14 protein-coding genes and 1 tRNA gene are annotated in these 18,990 nt (G+C 36.3%); 6 read left to right on the top strand and 9 right to left on the bottom strand.

Annotated features, from left to right (window positions below; translation table 11 throughout):
* Positions 1-11: 11 nt before the first annotated feature.
* Positions 12-983, bottom strand: a complete 972-nt coding sequence (locus ACRZ9O_RS01170) for a hypothetical protein (protein WP_459455563.1) — start codon at positions 981-983, stop codon at positions 12-14.
* 254 nt (positions 984-1,237) lie between these two features.
* On the opposite strand from ACRZ9O_RS01170, the gene ACRZ9O_RS01165 reads away from it, so the two are divergent.
* Positions 1,238-2,491 (top strand): NRAMP family divalent metal transporter, encoded by a 1,254-nt coding sequence (locus ACRZ9O_RS01165; protein ID WP_459455561.1) that lies wholly within the window; start codon positions 1,238-1,240, stop codon positions 2,489-2,491.
* Positions 2,492-2,534: 43 nt separating this feature from the next.
* On the opposite strand, the gene ACRZ9O_RS01160 is transcribed toward ACRZ9O_RS01165, so the two are convergent.
* Positions 2,535-2,608, bottom strand: a tRNA-Ile gene (locus tag ACRZ9O_RS01160).
* Between the two features lie 87 nt (positions 2,609-2,695).
* On the opposite strand from ACRZ9O_RS01160, the gene ACRZ9O_RS01155 reads away from it, so the two are divergent.
* Genes ACRZ9O_RS01155 through ACRZ9O_RS01135 form a run of 5 tightly spaced genes read left to right on the top strand, consistent with a single transcriptional unit; the run spans position 2,696 to position 7,781 of the window.
* Positions 2,696-3,940, top strand: a complete 1,245-nt coding sequence (locus ACRZ9O_RS01155) for an HD domain-containing protein (RefSeq protein ID WP_459455559.1) — start codon at positions 2,696-2,698, stop codon at positions 3,938-3,940.
* Between the two features lie 40 nt (positions 3,941-3,980).
* On the top strand, positions 3,981-4,988 hold the full coding sequence (gene lpxD, locus ACRZ9O_RS01150) for a UDP-3-O-(3-hydroxymyristoyl)glucosamine N-acyltransferase (RefSeq protein WP_459455557.1): 1,008 nt from the start codon (positions 3,981-3,983) through the stop codon (positions 4,986-4,988).
* Between the two features lie 8 nt (positions 4,989-4,996).
* A complete protein-coding gene (locus ACRZ9O_RS01145) occupies positions 4,997-6,391 on the top strand; it encodes a bifunctional UDP-3-O-[3-hydroxymyristoyl] N-acetylglucosamine deacetylase/3-hydroxyacyl-ACP dehydratase (protein ID WP_459455556.1) in 1,395 nt (464 codons plus the stop codon).
* Positions 6,392-6,401: 10 nt separating this feature from the next.
* Positions 6,402-7,172 carry an acyl-ACP--UDP-N-acetylglucosamine O-acyltransferase gene (gene lpxA / locus ACRZ9O_RS01140; RefSeq protein WP_459455554.1) on the top strand — a complete coding sequence of 257 codons (771 nt, stop codon included), beginning with the start codon at positions 6,402-6,404 and terminating at the stop codon, positions 7,170-7,172.
* A gap of 6 nt (positions 7,173-7,178) precedes the next feature.
* Positions 7,179-7,781: an ABC transporter ATP-binding protein gene (locus ACRZ9O_RS01135; protein WP_459455552.1), complete on the top strand. Its 603-nt coding sequence runs from the start codon at positions 7,179-7,181 to the stop codon at positions 7,779-7,781.
* Here ACRZ9O_RS01135 and ACRZ9O_RS01130 read toward each other — a convergent pair.
* From ACRZ9O_RS01130 to ruvA, 7 genes are all read right to left on the bottom strand, one after another.
* A complete protein-coding gene (locus ACRZ9O_RS01130; protein ID WP_459457024.1) occupies positions 7,774-8,463 on the bottom strand; it encodes an ABC transporter permease subunit in 690 nt (229 codons plus the stop codon). The genes ACRZ9O_RS01135 and ACRZ9O_RS01130 overlap by 8 nt on opposite strands.
* Before the next feature lies 1 nt (position 8,464).
* The gene (locus tag ACRZ9O_RS01125) at positions 8,465-9,010 is read right to left on the bottom strand and encodes a DUF4199 domain-containing protein (protein WP_459455550.1); all 546 of its coding nucleotides are present in this window, start codon (positions 9,008-9,010) and stop codon (positions 8,465-8,467) included.
* A gap of 5 nt (positions 9,011-9,015) precedes the next feature.
* Positions 9,016-9,537, bottom strand: coding sequence for a hypothetical protein (locus ACRZ9O_RS01120; RefSeq protein WP_459455548.1), 522 nt, complete (start codon positions 9,535-9,537; stop codon positions 9,016-9,018).
* A complete protein-coding gene (locus ACRZ9O_RS01115; protein ID WP_459455546.1) occupies positions 9,527-10,819 on the bottom strand; it encodes a dihydroorotase in 1,293 nt (430 codons plus the stop codon). The genes ACRZ9O_RS01120 and ACRZ9O_RS01115 overlap by 11 nt, the downstream gene beginning before the upstream one ends.
* A gap of 44 nt (positions 10,820-10,863) precedes the next feature.
* On the bottom strand, positions 10,864-11,244 hold the full coding sequence (gene gcvH, locus ACRZ9O_RS01110; protein WP_459455544.1) for a glycine cleavage system protein GcvH: 381 nt from the start codon (positions 11,242-11,244) through the stop codon (positions 10,864-10,866).
* A 60-nt stretch (positions 11,245-11,304) separates the two neighbouring features.
* Positions 11,305-18,270 (bottom strand): T9SS outer membrane translocon Sov/SprA, encoded by a 6,966-nt coding sequence (sov, locus tag ACRZ9O_RS01105; RefSeq protein WP_459455542.1) that lies wholly within the window; start codon positions 18,268-18,270, stop codon positions 11,305-11,307.
* A gap of 132 nt (positions 18,271-18,402) precedes the next feature.
* The gene (ruvA, locus tag ACRZ9O_RS01100) at positions 18,403-18,990 is read right to left on the bottom strand and encodes a Holliday junction branch migration protein RuvA (RefSeq protein WP_459455540.1); all 588 of its coding nucleotides are present in this window, start codon (positions 18,988-18,990) and stop codon (positions 18,403-18,405) included.

Genomic DNA, 18,990 nt, shown 5'->3' with positions numbered 1-18,990 from the left:
ATTAAACTTATTTATATTGTTTGAATAAACTCCTTCACACTCATTCCCTCAAATTCTAAAAAAAAGTGCTGCAATTTTTCGTCATTTTTAAAACCAGAATCTTTAAACAATCCTTTTAAACAAGATTTATTTAAACAACCCTGTTTAATTAAATGCTTAGCATATTGAATTCTCAAACGATTCATTTCATCAGTGAAATTAGTAAAAAGATAAAGCTCGAAAAAATCATTTAATTCTTTTTTATCTTTTTGCACTAATTCCCCTAATTGATCCAAAGATAGCATTGGCTGCAAGAATGGTTTATTAAAATTATAACAGGCGTTAATAGCCTGATCAAACTGCCACCAATACTCGTCCTGAGGAGTTAATACTCTTTTAAACTTATCCACATCTAAATAGATGACCTGTGGAAAGAAATACAAGGTACAAACCATCACCATATAGGCCATTAGCGAGATGTACTTTATCTCACCAGGATGATTTAAAAAAGAATAACCCCAGTTATCTTCCAGCCAAACCCCTAAAAAAACAGAACTCATTCCCGCAAAAACAATCCATTGTAAAAGTATAAAAGCACCTAACCAAAACCCTAAACGTGTAGCTTTAAAGAAGTACAACTTATTTTTTTTCAAATAAATTATTCCCCAAACAGTATAGCAAGTCAATAGTAAGGGACGCATAAGATATAAATGTGCTGAATTAATTACGAATCCTAATTTAATTGAAAACATCGCAGTCCAATCACTAAACACTTGCCTTACAATTTCTATTTTATACGAATAGGGTGAAAAATAATACGGAATGGTATCTATAAAGACAATTAAAAAGGGCAAAATATGCCAAAAATCAGCACCTTTCAACTGTGTTTTGCCTGTATGCAAACTTCGTAAATAGAAAAACAATAAGGGTCCAATTAAGAAATATATAGACGAGAAATTGCCATATAATAAAACCGTAAAAAATAAACTATGTCCTAAAGACATCGAATAAACAGTCAAACAATAAATCCCCGAAATAAAAAATAAAATAGCAAGATAGATGTTAGGATTAGCAAAAAAGGAACCCCTTGATTTCAAGAATATGATCGAGGGAGTCATAAAACTAGTAAATAGCGTCATGACAAAAATCGATTGAAATAGAAACAGCATTATGAAGTGGTTAGATATAAATGTAATGTACTAAAATATAATGATTCAAAATCAATACTTAGTAAATTACCACTATACTGATAAATGAAATGGATATTAAAAGAAGGATTACTCGATTTTGGAAGCTTTTAGGACCCGGCTTAGTAACTGGAGCAAGTGATGACGATCCTTCGGGGATAGCCACCTATTCACAAGCAGGTGCAGGATTTGGACTTTCCACTCTATGGACTTCCTTAATTGCTTTTCCATTGATGGCTGCTATTCAGCAAATGTGTGCAAGAATTGGTTTAGTGACAAAACAAGGATTAACCGGTACGCTTAAAAAGCATTACCCCAAGCCATTGCTCTATCTAATGCTACTTTTCAGTTTCCCTGCTATCATTATGAATATAGGAGCTGATATAGCTGGCATGGGAGCCGTAGGTAACTTATTATTCCCATCGATTGATCAAAGTTATTTTAGTGTATTTTTCACAATTCTGTTGATTGGTCTGATTGTTTATTTACCCTATACTCAAATAGCATCCATTTTAAAATATTTGTGCATCGTCATGTTAGTTTATTTTGTTGTCCCTTTCCTTTACAAACAAGATTTAAAGGAGATTTTGATTGCCACATTTATCCCCAAAATTGAATTCACAAAAGAGTATATTGCCATTTTAGTGGGTATTTTAGGTACTACAATTTCACCTTATTTGTTCTTTTGGCAGGCATCCGTGGAAGTGGAAGAAATGAATGTCCATAAAAAATTATTGGTGAATAAGCAGATAATTCATGAAATGGAGCAAGACGTTGATTTTGGAATGACTTTTTCGGGTTTTGTCATGTATTTTATCATTCTAACTACAGGGACTGTCTTATATAATAGCGGTATCCACCAAATTGATACCGTTGAGCAAGCTGCTTCAGCTTTGAAACCCTTAGCAGGCGATTTAGCCTATTTGTTATTCGCTATTGGTATTATTGGAACAGGTTTAATCGCTATCCCTGTATTGAGTGGATCTCTCTCCTACATTTTCACAGAAACGTTTGGTTGGGAACAAGGACTGAATAAAAGGTTCCATGAGGCCAAAGGCTTCTATTCTATTATTGCTTTCTCCTTATTAGTAGGCCTTTCTTTGAATTATATAGGTATATCCCCTATTGACGCCTTAATTTATACGGCTATCTTATATGGGATGACTGCGCCAGTTTTAATTGCCATCATCTTACATATTTCGAACAATAAGGAAATCATGGGTGAAAATACAAATTCAAGGCTTTCGAATGCATTAGGATTAGCCGCCTTACTGATAATGACTTTTGCTGCAGGGGCGTTACTCTATTTAGAATTTGTCGAATAAAAAAACCATACTCTCATGACAAGAGTATGGTAAAAAAAAAGAGTGGACCAGCATGGGCTCGAACCATGGACCCCCTGATTATGAGTCAGATGCTCTAACCAACTGAGCTACAAGTCCGCATTGTACATCCTTCAATGGAATTCAATGTGGTACAAAATTAAGGAATACTAACCTTTTTAGCTAAATTTCGGAAAAGAATATCCCATGTACCCGACTAAAATTATTAATGATCCGATTTATGGTTTTATTAAAATCAATAATCCATTAATTCTTGAATTGATCGATCACCCTTATTTTCAACGACTTAAACGTATCAAGCAATTAGGTTTAGCTGAGTTTGTCTATCCTGGAGCACATCATACACGTTTTCATCATGCATTAGGTGCCATGCACTTAATGGATCAAGTTTTAGATAATTTAAAAGCAAAAGGGTATTCGATTTCCACCGAAGAGCGTGAAGCGGCAGAAATTGCCATCTTATTACACGATATTGGCCATGGTCCTTTTTCTCATGTATTAGAATACACTTTATTAAATGAGGTAAAGCATGAAGATGTTTCTACCCTATTAATGGCGAAATTGAATCAACATTTCAAGGGTAAATTAAGCCTAGCCATCGAGATTTTTGAAAACAAATATCCACGCAAATTTTTCCATCAATTAGTATCTTCTCAGTTAGATGTAGACCGCTTAGATTATTTAAGTCGCGATTCTTTCTATACAGGCGTGCGTGAAGGTTTTATAGGTTCTGAGCGATTACTAAGTATGATGGATTTGAATAATGAACAATTAGTCATTGAGGAAAAAGGGATTTATTCAACCGAAAACTTTTTAATGGCACGTCGTTTAATGTATTGGCAGGTTTATTTACACAAAACCGCCATCGCAGCTGAGACCATGTTAATTCAAATTTTACGAAGGGCTAAATTCTTAATTTCAGAGGGCCAAAAACTCCCCTGTTCTAGCCCATTAAAGACTTTCCTTAAAAGTACTTACACTTGGGAAGAGTTTTCTACCAAAGAAAGTCTCTTAATTGCCTTCACTGAATTAGATGATCACGATGTGTGGGCAGCTATCAAGGAATGGAAAAATGCCAGCGATAAAATTCTTAAACATTTATGTACTCACTTTTTGGCTAGAAAATTATTTACCTGCAAATTAGGCTCACAGCCACTCCCTAAGGCAAAAAGAGTGGGGATTGAGGAAAATATTAAACGTGAGTATGGCATTACAGACGAAGAGCTATCCTACTTTGTTGTGGAGGGTTCTACCTCTAATGCTGCCTACGTTCAGGGAGACAATACAATCAAAATGGTCGACAAAAAAGGTCAGGTAATCGAGTTACTCGAGGCATCAGATTTACCGACCATACAAGCATTAAGTAAGATTGTAAAAAAATACTATTTTTGTTGTCCAAAGAGCGTATATTTGCAAGGAGAATTGAGCTAGTGGAAATTCTCATTGCCTTAATTAAACATCGTTTGACCGAATGAACTTTACTGTTAATCAAATAGCCCAATTAATAAAAGGAACAGTAGATGGCGATGGATCAGCGAGTATAACGGCGTTTAATAAAATTGAAGAAGGAGAATCAGGTAGTATATCCTTTTTGGCAAACCCTAAATACGAATCCTATTTATATCAATCTAAGGCTTCAGCCATCATTGTTGCAAGCGATTTAGTATTAAAAGAAAAACCATTAGCTACCTTAATCAAGGTAAAAGACCCTTACGCAGCCTTTACTATTTTACTGCAAAAATACCAAGAATTTACGAGCATTAAAGAAACAGGCATTCAGCACCCTAGTTTTATTGCAGATAATGCTAAAACTGGCTCAAATCTCTATTTAGGACAATTTTCTAGTATAGGTAAAGGTAGTATTATTGGCAATGACACCTATATATCAGCGCATGTAACTATCGGAAATAATGTAACCATCGGTAATCATTGTGTCATATATCCGGGTGCAGTTATTTATAATGATTCAATTATTGGTAATAATTGCACTATACATGCAAATGCAGTCATTGGTTCAGATGGATTCGGTTTTGCTCCTCAACCTGATGGTACATTTTCAACCATTCCACAATTAGGAAACGTTGTACTCGAAGATGGCGTAAGTGTAGGTGCAAATACGACAATTGATCGCGCAACCATGGGATCCACTTTAATTCAAAAGGGGGTTAAAATTGATAATTTGGTCCAAATTGCACACAATGTTGAAGTAGGTGCAAATACTGCAATAGCCGCCCAAACTGGTATTTCTGGTTCTACTAAAATCGGAAAAAACTGCCTAATTGGAGGTCAAGTGGGTGTAGCTGGACATATTACCATAGCAGATAAAACGAGTGTTACTGCCCAATCTGGAGTAACTAAAACCGTTCGAAAAGAAGGGCAAGTCCTTGGTGGAACACCGGCTTCCCCTAATAGTGAATATTTGAAGCGTAATGCTTTATTACGTCAATTACCAGATTTATTAAAAAGATTAGAATCTTAATTTCGCGTATGAACAATAAGCAACATACTATTACCAATGCTGTAACCCTATCTGGTGTAGGTTTACATACTGGCGTAGTTGCCAACCTGACTTTTTTGCCCGCTCCTGCAAACCATGGAATCAAATTCCAGCGTGTTGATTTACCCGGTCAACCTATTGCAGATGCAGACGTAGACTATGTGGTTGATACCTCACGCGGAACTACCATTGAGCATAATGGCGCTCGCATCAATACAGTGGAGCACGTTTTAGCAGCACTTGTAGGGCTAGAAGTTGATAATATTTTGATTCAATTAGATGGTCCAGAACCTCCCATTATGGATGGTAGTTCTATCAAATTTGTTGAGGCTTTAAAAGAAGCAATTCCGGTAGAACAAGATGCGCACCGCAAATTTTTTGAATTAACAGAAGAAGTACGATTCAAGGATTTAGATAGCGGAATAGAATTAGCTGCATTGCCTCTAAATGATTACAGGATGGCCGTAATGGTGGATTATAATTCGAAATTTTTATCAAGCCAGCATGCTAATTTAAGCCACGTATCTCAATTTGAAAAAGACTTCTCTATGTGCAGAACCTTCTGTTTCGTACATGAAATAGAAGTACTTTACAAGGCCGGCTTAATTAAAGGTGGAGACTTAAATAACGCTATTGTAATTGCAGATAAAGATTATTCAGAAGCTGAATTAGCCCATTTATCCGAAGTTTTAGGAAAACCTAAAATCTCTGTTTCAAAGGAAGCGGGTATTTTAAATAATACTAATCTCCATTTTAGCAACGAAATGGCTCGCCATAAATTGCTGGACTTAATGGGTGATTTAGCTTTAGTAGGTCGACCTATTAAAGCGCAAATTTTAGCCTCTCGGCCAGGACACGCTTCTAACGTAGAGCTGGCACGCAAGATCAAGAAATTGATGTTAGACGCAGAGAAAAATAAAGTACCTACATACGACCCTAAGCAACCGCCTATTTTCACGCATGAACGCGTTTACGAACTTCTTCCTCATCGCTACCCATTTCAAATGATTGACAAAATCATTTATTTGGATGATAGTAGTGTGGTAGGAGTTAAGAATGTGACGATGAATGAAAACTATTTCATGGGTCACTTTCCAAACAATCCAGTAATGCCAGGCGTTATGCAAGTTGAGGCTATGGCACAGACAGGAGGAATCCTTGTTTTAAGTTCAGTAGAAGATCCAGAGAATTATTGGCCGTACCTGGTGGGAATCGAAAATTGCCGTTTTAGAAAAAGTGTAATTCCTGGGGATACCATTATTTTTAAATGTGAACTACAGGCACCTATACGTAGAGGAATAGCAAAAATGACTGGTAAAGCTTATGTAGCTGGCCAAGTAGTGTGTGAAGCTGAAATGACAGCTAGTTTAGTTCGTAAATCGTAAGATTATTCATATGATTCATCCAATAACCCATATTGATCCACAAGCTAAAATTGGTGCTAATGTTAGTATCGAAGCATTCACCTCTATACATGCAGATGTTGAAATCGGTGATGGAACATGGATAGGATCAAATGTGACTATATATCCAGGTGCTCGCATTGGTAAAAATGTAAAAATCTTTCCTGGTGCAGTTATTTCAGCCATTCCGCAGGATTTGAAATTTGGTGGGGAGGTAACAACAGTAGAAATAGGTGACAATTCTACTATACGCGAGTGTGTGACTATCAATCGTGGGACATCTGATAAGATGAAGACCGTGATTGGTCAAAACTGCCTTATTATGGCCTATGTGCACGTAGCACATGATTGCTTTATTGGAAATAATTGCATTTTAGCAAATTCCGTACAAATGGCTGGGCATGTAACTGTGGGAGACTTTGCAATTATTGGGGGCTCATCCGCCATTCATCAATTTGCTACCATTGGACAGCACGTAATGATTTCAGGCGGATCGTTAGTTAGAAAGGATGTCCCTCCTTTTACTAAGTCAGGTCGTGAGCCATTAACTTATGCAGGTGTTAACTCAGTAGGCTTACGTCGCCGTAATTATACAGATGAACAAATCAATGTCATTCAAGAAGCCTATCGCTATTTGTATTTGAAAGGGTTGAATACAAATGCGGCAATTGAAGAAATTGAAGCACAACTGCCTAATACACCGGAGAGAAATGAGATTCTTGAATTTGTCAAAAATTCAGAAAGAGGGATTATGAAAGGCTAATGAATTATGGATATTCTTGTTCAAAATCTTTTCAAAAAGTTTAGGCAAGAATTTGTCATTAAGTCCTTCAACTACACTTTCCAACAGGGTAATTCGTATGCTATAACTGGACCTAATGGCTCCGGAAAATCAACATTATTACAATTGATCGCTCAATTTACACTTCCTAATTCAGGAACAGTGGAAATGTCCGGTATCAATTCTGACTTGGTTTATAGCCAAATTACTTACGCAGCCCCTTATGTTGAATTAATTGAGGAGTATACGCTTTCAGAACACCTTGAAATTTTAGTAAAGAACAACTACCTTCCTAGCTCGATTACAATAGAAATGTTAGAAGATTTTATCGATTTAAAACCTGACCGTTTTAAATTAATAAAGAACTATTCTTCTGGGATGCGTCAAAAAATCAAATTGGGGTTTGCACTCTTGTCCGATAGACCTGTTATACTGTTAGATGAGCCAACCACTAATTTTGATGAGAAGGCAAAACAATGGTTCTTTGATAAGCTAGAGAAACAGCGTCATAAACTAATTGCCATCGCCTCCAATGAAGCAAGAGAAATTGAATTTTGCACAAACAAAATATCTATACTCGATTTTAAATAAGAATACGTAATCGTAATCGAGTTATTCCCCACACCACTACAATAAATCCCAAAAAGTAGAGAAGATCTCCAAAATGAACTACTCCCATACTCATTCGATCATAATGGGAGGATAAATTGATAACATCTAAACCTAGCTCTTTTGAACCTTGCCACATAGCAAAATTCAAAGCAAGTCCTAGTATAAAGGCGACTGGTTGTTTCTTCGTTAAACTTGAAGCTAATACACCCAAGGATACAAAACACAAGGTTAATAAGAATAAAGCAGCGAACCCTCCCACTATTAAAGAGGAATCATAATTATTTGTAGGAAATCCTAAAGAAGCTATACTCTGAACAAATACAGCACTTGGTAATAAAGTAATTAAAACAATCATTGCCAAAGCTAGGTATTTGGCCATCAAAATTTGATTAACACTAATGGGAAGAGAACGCAATAATTGAAATGTTCCCTTTTCAATCTCTTCCGAAAAACTACTCATAGATAACGCAGGTACGAAAAAAAGAAAAAACCAAGGCGTTAAATCAAAGAATATTGTTAACTCAGCAAAACCATAGTCAAGTATATTTCCGTCAATCACCCAAACATAGATTCCCATCAAAATAAAAAAAGACGAAATGGTACCCCAGCCCATCCATGAGCTAAAATAGACCTTTACGTCTTTCTTTAAAAGAGCTAACATACTATTCAAAAATAGGTTTTTCTCTCTTAACTACGGCTGAAACAATTAAGCCCAAAAGAAAATTAAATACAACACTCATGATAACGACAATAACAAATTGCATACCTGGATTCAAAAATAAGGAGGTCATTTCCTCCGCACTTTGAATTTGACTAGCAGTCAAACCTTGGTCTTCCATACGCTCCCTAGCAATTTCCATCTGGCGCTGCATAACTGTATTGTCTATAAATTGAATATAAATATAATTAAAGCCTCCTGCCACTAATCCACTAATCGCACCTAACAGAGTAGCCAAACCTAAGCCCTGACCATAACTAATATACCCTTCATTCTGCTCTCTATACTCTCGTAAACATAAATAAGAGATCGTAACAGATAAAACCAAGGACCAAATCGTAGAAACCCAACTAATGGCTTCTTGAAATTGTTCCGCCCATCCCATCACATTGATAAGCGTTGAAAAAAGAAAGCTCAATAATCCATTTATAAAACCATACTTTAAGGCAATTATAGAAGATGAAGCTGTTGATTCCGATGTATTTTCCATAAGATTTATTTTTTATAATAAAGTGAAATTAACAAATTTGGTAAGAAACCCAAGGCAATTTTTTGCCAGAAATCATCTCTAGCAATGCTATAAGCATCAATTGACTTAATTCCAGCATGTAAACTATTGTAATACTCCCCTCCTTCTTGACTTACAATTACTTCTTTAAACGAATTTAACTCTACTAAACTCTGCTGAATATAGGAAGCCAACAGGTGTAAACCTGTTGAGGTTTGAAAGAAATAATGTAAAAAAAGACTACTAAAGAGGGCCGTAATGACAATTAAAAGGTATTGCAAAACAAAATAGACTAAAAAATGCTTCTTTTCTCCCTGATGATTTTGAGGAAAACGAGAAATATACCACCATTGGAAAAATAACAAAAAAACAAAAGTTGGCGCCTTCTTTCCCCCGATTGGAATAATTCCTATTTGTTGCAAAAGAAGACCATACAAGGCCATCAAAACAACGAAAATAAAGGCATATAGGAAAAAACGACCTATTTCAGCAAACCAATTATTGACCATAAGAATGATTTAAACCATTAAATACTCCTACGATTTTAAAATCGAAGGAATGACCAATAAATATGGAATTCTTCGATTTAGATATGATATTTGCTACTTCATAGGTATTCTTTTCTTTCACTAATAACATACCTTTCATTTCTTCTCCCACTTTTAACTCAGGCTGTGAGATTCCTAAGAAAGCACTTGGATTATGTGATAAATGAAGATCAGATTTGGCTAGACCTTCTTTTCTTGCTTCTTGAATAAATGCTAAGGCTAGCGTTTCTAATCCTATCGTTCCAAAAGATGCTTGATCAAACTCTAACTCTTTGTACTCTACTTCAATAGGATGGTGATCAGAAACCACAGTAAGAATAACACCCTCTTTTAATCCTTTCCATAAAGCTAAACGATCATTCTCTGTTCTAAGTGGGGGATTTACCTTTTTAAGGGTATCGAACTCAGATACCGCATCTTCCGTAAATAAGAGCGAATAGATCGCAACGTCTGCCGTTACAGGTAATCCTGCCTTTTGAGCTTCTGATATCAACCTAACTGATTCAGCAGTAGAAATACAAGAAAAATGCAGGGCAAAGTCTGGATGAGCTAAACCAAAAGAATGCTGCATTACATACGACAAAAGGTCCAAGTCACGTTTTACGTGCATCGTTTCAGCTAAAACGGGTATCCCTTTCAAACCTAATAGAGTACTTTGTAGTCCTTCATGTATTTGGCCAAATAAGGACAACCCTTTTACATCAGGTCTAGAAACAACTTTCGCCTTTAATGGTTGCAAGTACTGAAGACATTTTAACATCAAATCAGTGTCCTGTAAAGCTCCGGCACCATGACTAAACCAAGAGGCTCCTGCCTGATGTAAGTCCATTAAATCACTAAAATTTTCTGATTTGTTACCTAATGTTAAGGGGGCAGCAGGATATGATAATACACCAGATCCAGCTAAGCGATCTTTAATAAATTGAATAGATTCAGGCTGTTGTGGAACAGGCTCACCAGTAGGTAAGAGTAAAAAATCTAATACTCCACCCTTCCAAGCAGCTGCTTTCAAACTTGACCAATCTTCTCTATGTTCACCACCTGGCAACGTATTGTGCACACGTAGATCAACTACGGAAGGAAACCACTCAAGCGTTTCACCTGAAATGATTAAATCTGCTTCGGATTGAATTGTGGAATCAATTTCCTTCCATCGACCATTATCTGAAAGCAAATCAACTTTCTTACCATAGTAGGAAGACCGACTATCTTGAATTAAAAGCTGTTTAAATAAGATCCGCATTTGTTTTTGGTTATAAAAAAACCCTGATTAACAGGGTTTAAAAATCAATGTCCGATAAAGGATTTATATGTTTCAACATCCATTAATTGGGATAAATCGCCAGCATCAGCTGCTTTAATTTTAACTACCCAACCATCTCCATAAGGATCTGAATTGATTAATTCAGGACTGTTGTTTAAGGCTGTATTAAATTCAACTATTTCTCCAGCAACCGGCAAGAACAAATCAGATACCGTTTTAACAGCTTCTACTGTTCCGAAAACACCATCCTTTGCTATGTTCTGACCTACTGTCTCCACTTCTACAAAAACGATATCTCCTAACTCACCTTGAGCAAAATCAGTAATACCTACAATAGCTACATCGCCATCTATTTTGATCCACTCGTGTTCTTGAGTATATTTTAATTCACTTGGAAAATTCATATGATTATTATTTGCTCACAAAGGTCACTAAAATCTAGATTTTTTGCAAACGATTTTTAATTATTCACCTAAACTGTAACGTATTTGAAAACCACCCGCCACTGTAGATCGATAGAATGAATTAGATACCAAAGGATTATTCATCATCTTATCAAAATAAGCCGTTACCGTTAATTTATTATTTACATTATAACTTAATTGTGGACGGAATTGAAAATTAACGAAACCTTGAGTAACAATCGTTTCTGCGTCTAATTTTCGTTGTAAAGTACGCGTGTCCCTTATCGTTAGATTCATATTAAATCGTAAATCATTAGGCAAACGAACAGATCTGCCATTAATCTTGAATGGAATTAACATATTGGATTTAGTAAATCCAACAGCCACAGTAAAGTCCTTATTAGCTAATTCAGCAACCTGTGAATTAGCTAAATTTAAACCCACATTACGATCCTGATTATATTCTAAACGCAAGGATATTTTACTCTTAGTCACTGCATTAACACCCACTAAAGGCGAGAAACGTTCCACGAATGAGATCGTACTCATGACGTATACCGGAATTAAAGTATTCGTTTCTGGATCGAAACGGGAAGAAAGAGGATACAATAAACTATTCAAGGACAAATTCATATAATCCGAAGCAAACTGACCATATTCTAGCGACGATACGAAATTCCCCACATTATAGGTACTTGAATACATATGTGTTATCGTAAATGAAGAGAATTTATTCTTAATTCCGGGAAGCAAATTCAACCCATTGTAATCTACTTTCCAGTTAGGCAATGGAATGTCATAGAAAGGCGAAAACTTCACATCATTCGCGGAAACACCAGAATAAGCAGCAAAGAAGGCAGGAATTAATACATCTTGAGAGTTTTGATTATAGGTACCTACCTCAGATGATTTTGCTTTATTTAATCTTGAAATTAAAACCGAACGATTGGATCTGAATTCTTCAAAAACGGCTTCAGGGTTAGAGAATGCAGTCATAAAAGACAAAAATGACATCGAATAATTACCTGAACGAATCGGGCTCTGGGATTTAAAAGGCCCTCCTGCTTGATCAGGTCGAAAGAATTCTTGGTAATTATCCCCTCGATTATAATTACCATCTACCTGAATACGTAAATCTTTAGTAGGTTCTAATTGGGTAGAATAGGTTAATTTCTGATTCCTTAACTGAGTGAATGGTGTATTTTGCACGGTACTACGTGTTAACCAACCATTTTCTGCCGCCTTAAATCGGATACCATCATTTTGTCCTCCACTGATAAAGTCAAATCCAGGAGCTGAATTGACAGGATTCATTCCTAAATTACCAGGATTAGGCAGAAAACCTGGTAAGGTGGTAGACTCATTAATAGAATAGTTAACTTGAATACCGCGTAAGGTTAATAGTAAACGTGTAACGGCTTTAATAGCGGATTTGCTCGGAATAACAATGTCTTCTTCATCACCTGGATTTCTCGCTATATTTTTACCAAAAGTGCGGGGAGTATTTGCCCAACGTAATGCCTTAATCCGATTATATAAGGCAACAAAATCAACTTTTCCATTAATTGCCTGTTCGCGCGTATTTTTGATAATGTTTCCAAAAGGTAGGCCTAAAGAATCGCGAATATCAAATGAATTCGCAAAATAGGTATATCCCACTCGATGCGTGTAATCTGCATTCATCCAATCCGTTAAAACAGATTTCTGTAATGGCAATCGCCAAACCATGCCAGCTTGTTGATCAAAACTTTTAGCACGGCCTAAAGCTCTTAAGCTAATCATAACTGAATCTCTCTTTTCCTGCGTATCTAAATCTCCGATGGGTTCATCAACAATGGCATTAACCTGGGCATTATAATTCAGCACCATACTCTTTGTCAAATTCCAATTCAAAGCATATTGTCGATTAAAGAACCAATATTTTTCAAATTGAGGAGCTACACCCACCGTAGTAAATTCCGAATTTCTCAACTGAGTTTTAATAAAACTACGATCCATATCTAGGCGAACCAATAAAGAGGAAGGCACTAAATTCAGGTTGAAATCCTTGATCAAATCGAATGATGCCTTTTTGAAAGGTTCTATATAGCGAGCCGAGGTTGAATAGGCATATAAAATACTTCCTTTATGACTTAATTGTGTGTACTCTGCAATGAGTGGACTAGTCCTCAACATTTCGGAAAATGCATAGGAAAAAGTAAAATTCGAAATATCCCAAGGATAAGAATTTTTAGACTGAACTCCCCGATTCTTTTTGACATTCGAAAAATTAAATCCTTTCCGTTCCGTATTATCTTCTACCATGGTTAAATAAGAATTCTTCTTAGATTCAGAATTAAACTTCTGAATTGAATTAGATAGGAAGATATCCGGATCAAATGGATCAAACTGTGGCGAAATATTACGGCGATCATAGGTAATAAAGAACGGAATCTTTAAACCCCAATTTTTAGGCAATAGCTTTTCTAAATTTAAATTTGCGGTAATTCCATACTCGATATTATTCTCTCTACTGCGTTCTGATATTTTAGCTTGAACTCCTCCAAATCCATAATTCTTAAAACTACCATTCATTTGAATCGTTCCTAAGTCAGCCAGTTTTATAGCTAACTTACCAATAGCAGCTTCTCCTGAAGTTTGATCAAAACCGGAGGCACGCAATTCATTCACCCAAATACAGAATGATTTATTCGTGGTACTCGTATTCCGGACTCCGATCATAGTGACCATCGTAGCACTTTGATCAGGCCTACCCATCACTGTAATTTTATACTTCTTTCCTGTAGAACTAGTAATTACCATCGTAAAACGATCATTTAAGCTCTTACCTTGTTTATCTCTTTCGATCTTAACTTGTTTGACTAAATCAAACTCAATATCAAATTCATTCTCCATTGGCCAAATTTCTGTGTCCAAACTTTGGCCCTTCTGAGTTTGCATTAAACCCGTATTTTCTATTTCATAATAATTATCTGTCAAATCGGTACCAATACGTAAGAAGGCGCTAACCTGACCACTAATCGCATCCGGACTCTGCATCGAGACAAACATCTTTAAGCGCTTATAATTAATAAAATCAAAAACTGTATTTTTGAATACCGCTCTTGCATCGCCTGCACGCAAATTATCCACGCAAAGGCTCATCGATTGCTCATTTAATCTAGCGTTATTAATGGTAGTAATATCCTGATCTCTAACAAATCCAGGAGGAACAACATAAGGAATAGCTGTCTCTCCTTTATTTGCAGGTCCATTTTCTTCGATATTCACACTAGAAACCCGAAATTTAGCATCGTATGGCTCGGGTAAATCTTGTCCACTTCGTTTATCTAATTCACCAATAAACTTTCTGTAGCTAAATCCAGACAATTGTAATTGGGCAAATCTTAATACAACAGGCTCCCGAAATTCTTTTAAAACCATACGCATGAAACGAATGGATTTAAACGAATTAATTTCCCCAGCAGGAGTCTTATAAATACGTTTGTCTTTTATAGGCACACGGAAAAGATACCAGTTAACGCCTCCTTCTGTTATTTTATCTACGACAAAACCATTCCCAATTTGTAAACTATTAGGCTTTAGATCAATTTCATATTCAAAATAGGCCTCGCTGTCATTTACTGTATTATCATTGTTCAAATCCTCTCTATCTGGCAACATACTATTTGCCTCGGTGAAATTCGTATTAGAAGGATTATCCGTGGTAGGGCTATTGTTCTCCATCCCTAGGTAACTCTTATAGCGTTGAATTAAGGATTCAGTACCATCGAATTTTTGATTCAAATAAAATTCAAAATCATCACCTGCTGGATCATTTTGAATCTGAGATAAGGCCAAAGGATCTGAAACACGGCCTTTAATTTGATCTAAATAAGCCTTAAAATAGGTTGACTCAGATTGTGCAGTTGCATCTTCTGTTTTATTGGGCAAACCATCTAAACCTATATCCTGCTTTTCTCTACCCGCAGAATTATCAAACGCGTTAATAACAAACTGCCTTGAAGGTGCTAATCCCCAATCTGTTGTTTCAATATTCTTACTAGCTCCAGAGGTAATTTTATCACCCGCTGGAATGCCATTTTCGAAATTAGAATATCCGTCAGGTATAAAATCCTCCGAAACATCGCCCAGATGGAAAACTAATTTACCTCCTGTCTCATTGTTCTTATTATATAGACCATCTCTAATTTTACCTGCTTCACCTCCTATAAATGGATCCATCAACCAAAATTCTAACTGTTCTACGTTTGCATTATCAAAATCGGTATCTGAACTAATGGCACGAGTAATGGCTCCAAAGTTAGAAACTGGAGTAGGTAACAAACCTGAAGATGAAAGGTTCGGGTTAAAATTATACAAGCCTCTCTCTGAAGGAAAATAAGCAACATCTAAAACGCCAATAGGTAAATTGGTAATATTATTCGCAAAGTCTTTATTAGGGAATAGCCCTCTAGGGGTTACCACCCTTTCATAGGCATAGGCATTTACCTTGGTAGGATCTAAACCAGGGACATCTAAACCAAAACCTCCTTGACCATAAATACTAGCATCTACCGTGTAAGCAGAAATTTTTGCTCGATTAAATCCGGTAGACAATTTATTTCCGGTAGAAACATAGGTTTTAGGAGTAGCTCCAGGTTTCCAAAGTGTAGCTTGTGAACTTAAATTATAAATAACACGAGCAGCCTCAAAATCATCTATGAATGCATTGCCTTGCACACGATCATTCACATTAGGAATTAACTTAGCGAACTCTCCTTGAAAATCAATTACAGAAGTCTCCTTAGTTGAAATTAATGGCAACTTATCTAAAAACCTTGTCAGACCTTGCGAATTTTGCAAGATACTTGCATCAAACCCTATTAAGGTGTTATTCACCGGTTCATTCCCCATGGCTACCCGTCGAAAAAAGGCCGGTGGGCTTTCTGACATATTCTGTATCGTAGCGCCTAAATGTACATTCTTGCCTAAATTATAATCTAGTCGCGTACCTAACAAGGTTCTAATTTGATTCGAAAACAAGTCAGGCTTCTCATAGCATACCTTAATCTCTCTTCCTGAACTAAAGACCCCCTCATTAATTATCTTTACTCGTCCAGATTGCGGCTCCACGATATAGTCTGTTCCAGCAGCTAATGATTGCCCTCCAGCTGTCACCGTAACCGATTTTGCTTCTACTCCAAATGGTAAAGAGATATCTCCACCAGCTCCAGATTGGTATGAACCTTTAATGAAAAACTTGTTTTTAGTGGTAATTTGGGCAGCATCCACTTGTGTACCTGAATACAATTTATCAAAAACATATTTTTCGACTAAATTACTTTCACTCGCCGTAAACTTAGCTCTTAAATTAGAGCCAAATGGTTCAAGAACAGGGAAAATAATCTTTCCATTTTTAGCATCAATCGTAATATCTTCTACGTAATCAAAGTTTCCATCTGGTTGTGGATCACCTGCAAAATTTAATTTATCTAAGCCCAATACTTTAACTAATGGAATATCCTTAAAATTTGCACCTTCAATCAAATTACTATTATCGATACCTGTCGCATCATCTTTGTACACAATTCTTAACTGAAAATTTTGTTTCGCTAAGGAAGAAGTATTTAATGAATAAATATTTTTCATCATTAAATCCCACATTGGATGCGGTTTTCCGGTTGAACTTGAATTCAGGTTATTGCGAATTGTACTTGATTTTAACATTTTTAAAATCAGCACCTCGTCGTCTTGACGAGCTTGATAATCTTCTGTTAACTCCCCTACTTTGTATTTGCGTCCATTCAAGGTGTATTCGTAGGAAACAGCTAACACCTCATCGTTACGCAAAGGTGCGACTAAAGAGATATAACCCAATTGTGAATTGAACTTAAATTCACGATCTGTTAAACGTTTTGCACCTTTCAACACATCAAAATCAGTTCCCCGCTTTAGATTATAGGTCGTCTCTAAACGATCCGTTGCCTCATTCGATTTACGTAGATTGGGATCTGACAAAAGCTTTGCATACATCCCATTCGCCTTGTTATCCACTGGACTCGTAGGATTGATCGGCTGGAAAACAGGATTTGTGTTATTGAAGGGGCTTGCTTCACCAAGGTCATATAGTGAAACTAAATTTCGGAGCGTTTCCGTACTCTGAGTTCGATTCGTGACATATACTTCTACCCGAGTGACCGTAATTCCACTAGAGATAACCGGCAAATTCTTCAGTGCACGTTCATAATTATTCCTAAAATAAGAGGATAAGAAAAAGTGCCTATTTTCATCGTATTGATCCACCCTTACTTCAAAATTCTTACCCTGAGTTCCTCCCTTTAATGTAATACAATCTTGCTTAGATCGTTGTTGAGCTGCTACTACTGTCATATCTAGCGCGCCAAAACGTAACAAAGTTTTAACTCCAAACAAATTTTGTACCCCTGGAATCAATTGAGAATTTAAGGTCCAGGACGTATTTCCTACCTCAATATTTTGGAGAATATCTTCCTCTTGCGTCTTCCAATTCAGTTTTAATTGGTTTTGAAAATTAAAACTAGCCTTCGTGTCAAAATTGACATTTAAATTCAGTTTATCACCAATCTTCCCTTGAAAGTTAATTTGAGCTTGTTCATTAAAAAACAGATTACCTACATACCTTAATTGAATAGGTATTGCCGGATTATCCACATACTGGCCCATGTAACCTACATCAAGCAGTAAGGAACCATTGGGTTTAAAGGAGACTTCAGTTCCGCCAAAAATGCGATCGATAGCTGGGGGCAATTCAATTTTGGGGAATAATCCTCTCGATTTTAAATTACTGCTTCCATCTAAACTTTTAGAATAAGTTTGCCAAAAGCTTCGATTAACATCCTGGTTTTGCAGTCGGTTAAACGTGGAAAAATCAGTTGCATTAGCGGAGCCAGTCGCATCTTTTTGAATAACCAACTTATTATCTGATTCAAAAGAATAGGTAGAATTTGGCTTTTTTGAATAAATGGAAAAAGGAGACTTTGAAGTCGAACGGATCGGTTTTTTCAAGGTCAATCTAGGTTTTTTACCAGATTTAGAAACAGAATCAACTTGAGAATAACTCGAAAAAGACAACAAAAATCCTACACCCCAAAAAAGGGATAAAACGAAGGAAAAAATATATCTATTTTCAGCTTTCAACTATCGCAAGGCTAATTTGATTAAATTTTCAACGGAAGCTTCTGGATTAGTCTTTAAAATACTGTCCAAACTCTTCTCAGCTGCAGTCCGAGGAATTCCTAAGGTAACTAATGCCGCTAATGCTTCTTGTTTATTGCCAAAATGTGCATCATGAGAAGCTATCCCTGCCTCTACAAAGAGGGCATCTTTCTTACACTTATCTTTTAATTCTAAAATTACTCGCTGAGCAGACTTAGAACCAATTCCTTTAATAGATTGAATCAACGCAATATTTTCATTCATAATTGCAGAACGAATCTCATTAGAGGAAAAAGACGAAAGCATGACTAAAGCCGTACTCAATCCAATTCCTGATACAGAAATCAGATCAAGAAATAATAGTTTCTCGTCCATGGAATGAAAACCAACTAAGGTATGAGAATCCTCTTTGACCTGCAAATGCGTAAAAAGCTTACATAGCTCTACTCCATCCGCTAATGCAGCATAGGTCTGCAAAGAAATTTTAACCTCATAACCTACTCCATTCACATCAATAATCACATGCGCGCGATCTTTGTGTGCTAATTTACCTTTCAAATAAGCTATCAT

Source organism: Aquirufa sp. HETE-40SA, from assembly GCF_054558635.1.
Note: the sequence above shows the minus strand (reverse complement) of the source record. Positions and strands in the feature narration are given on the sequence as shown.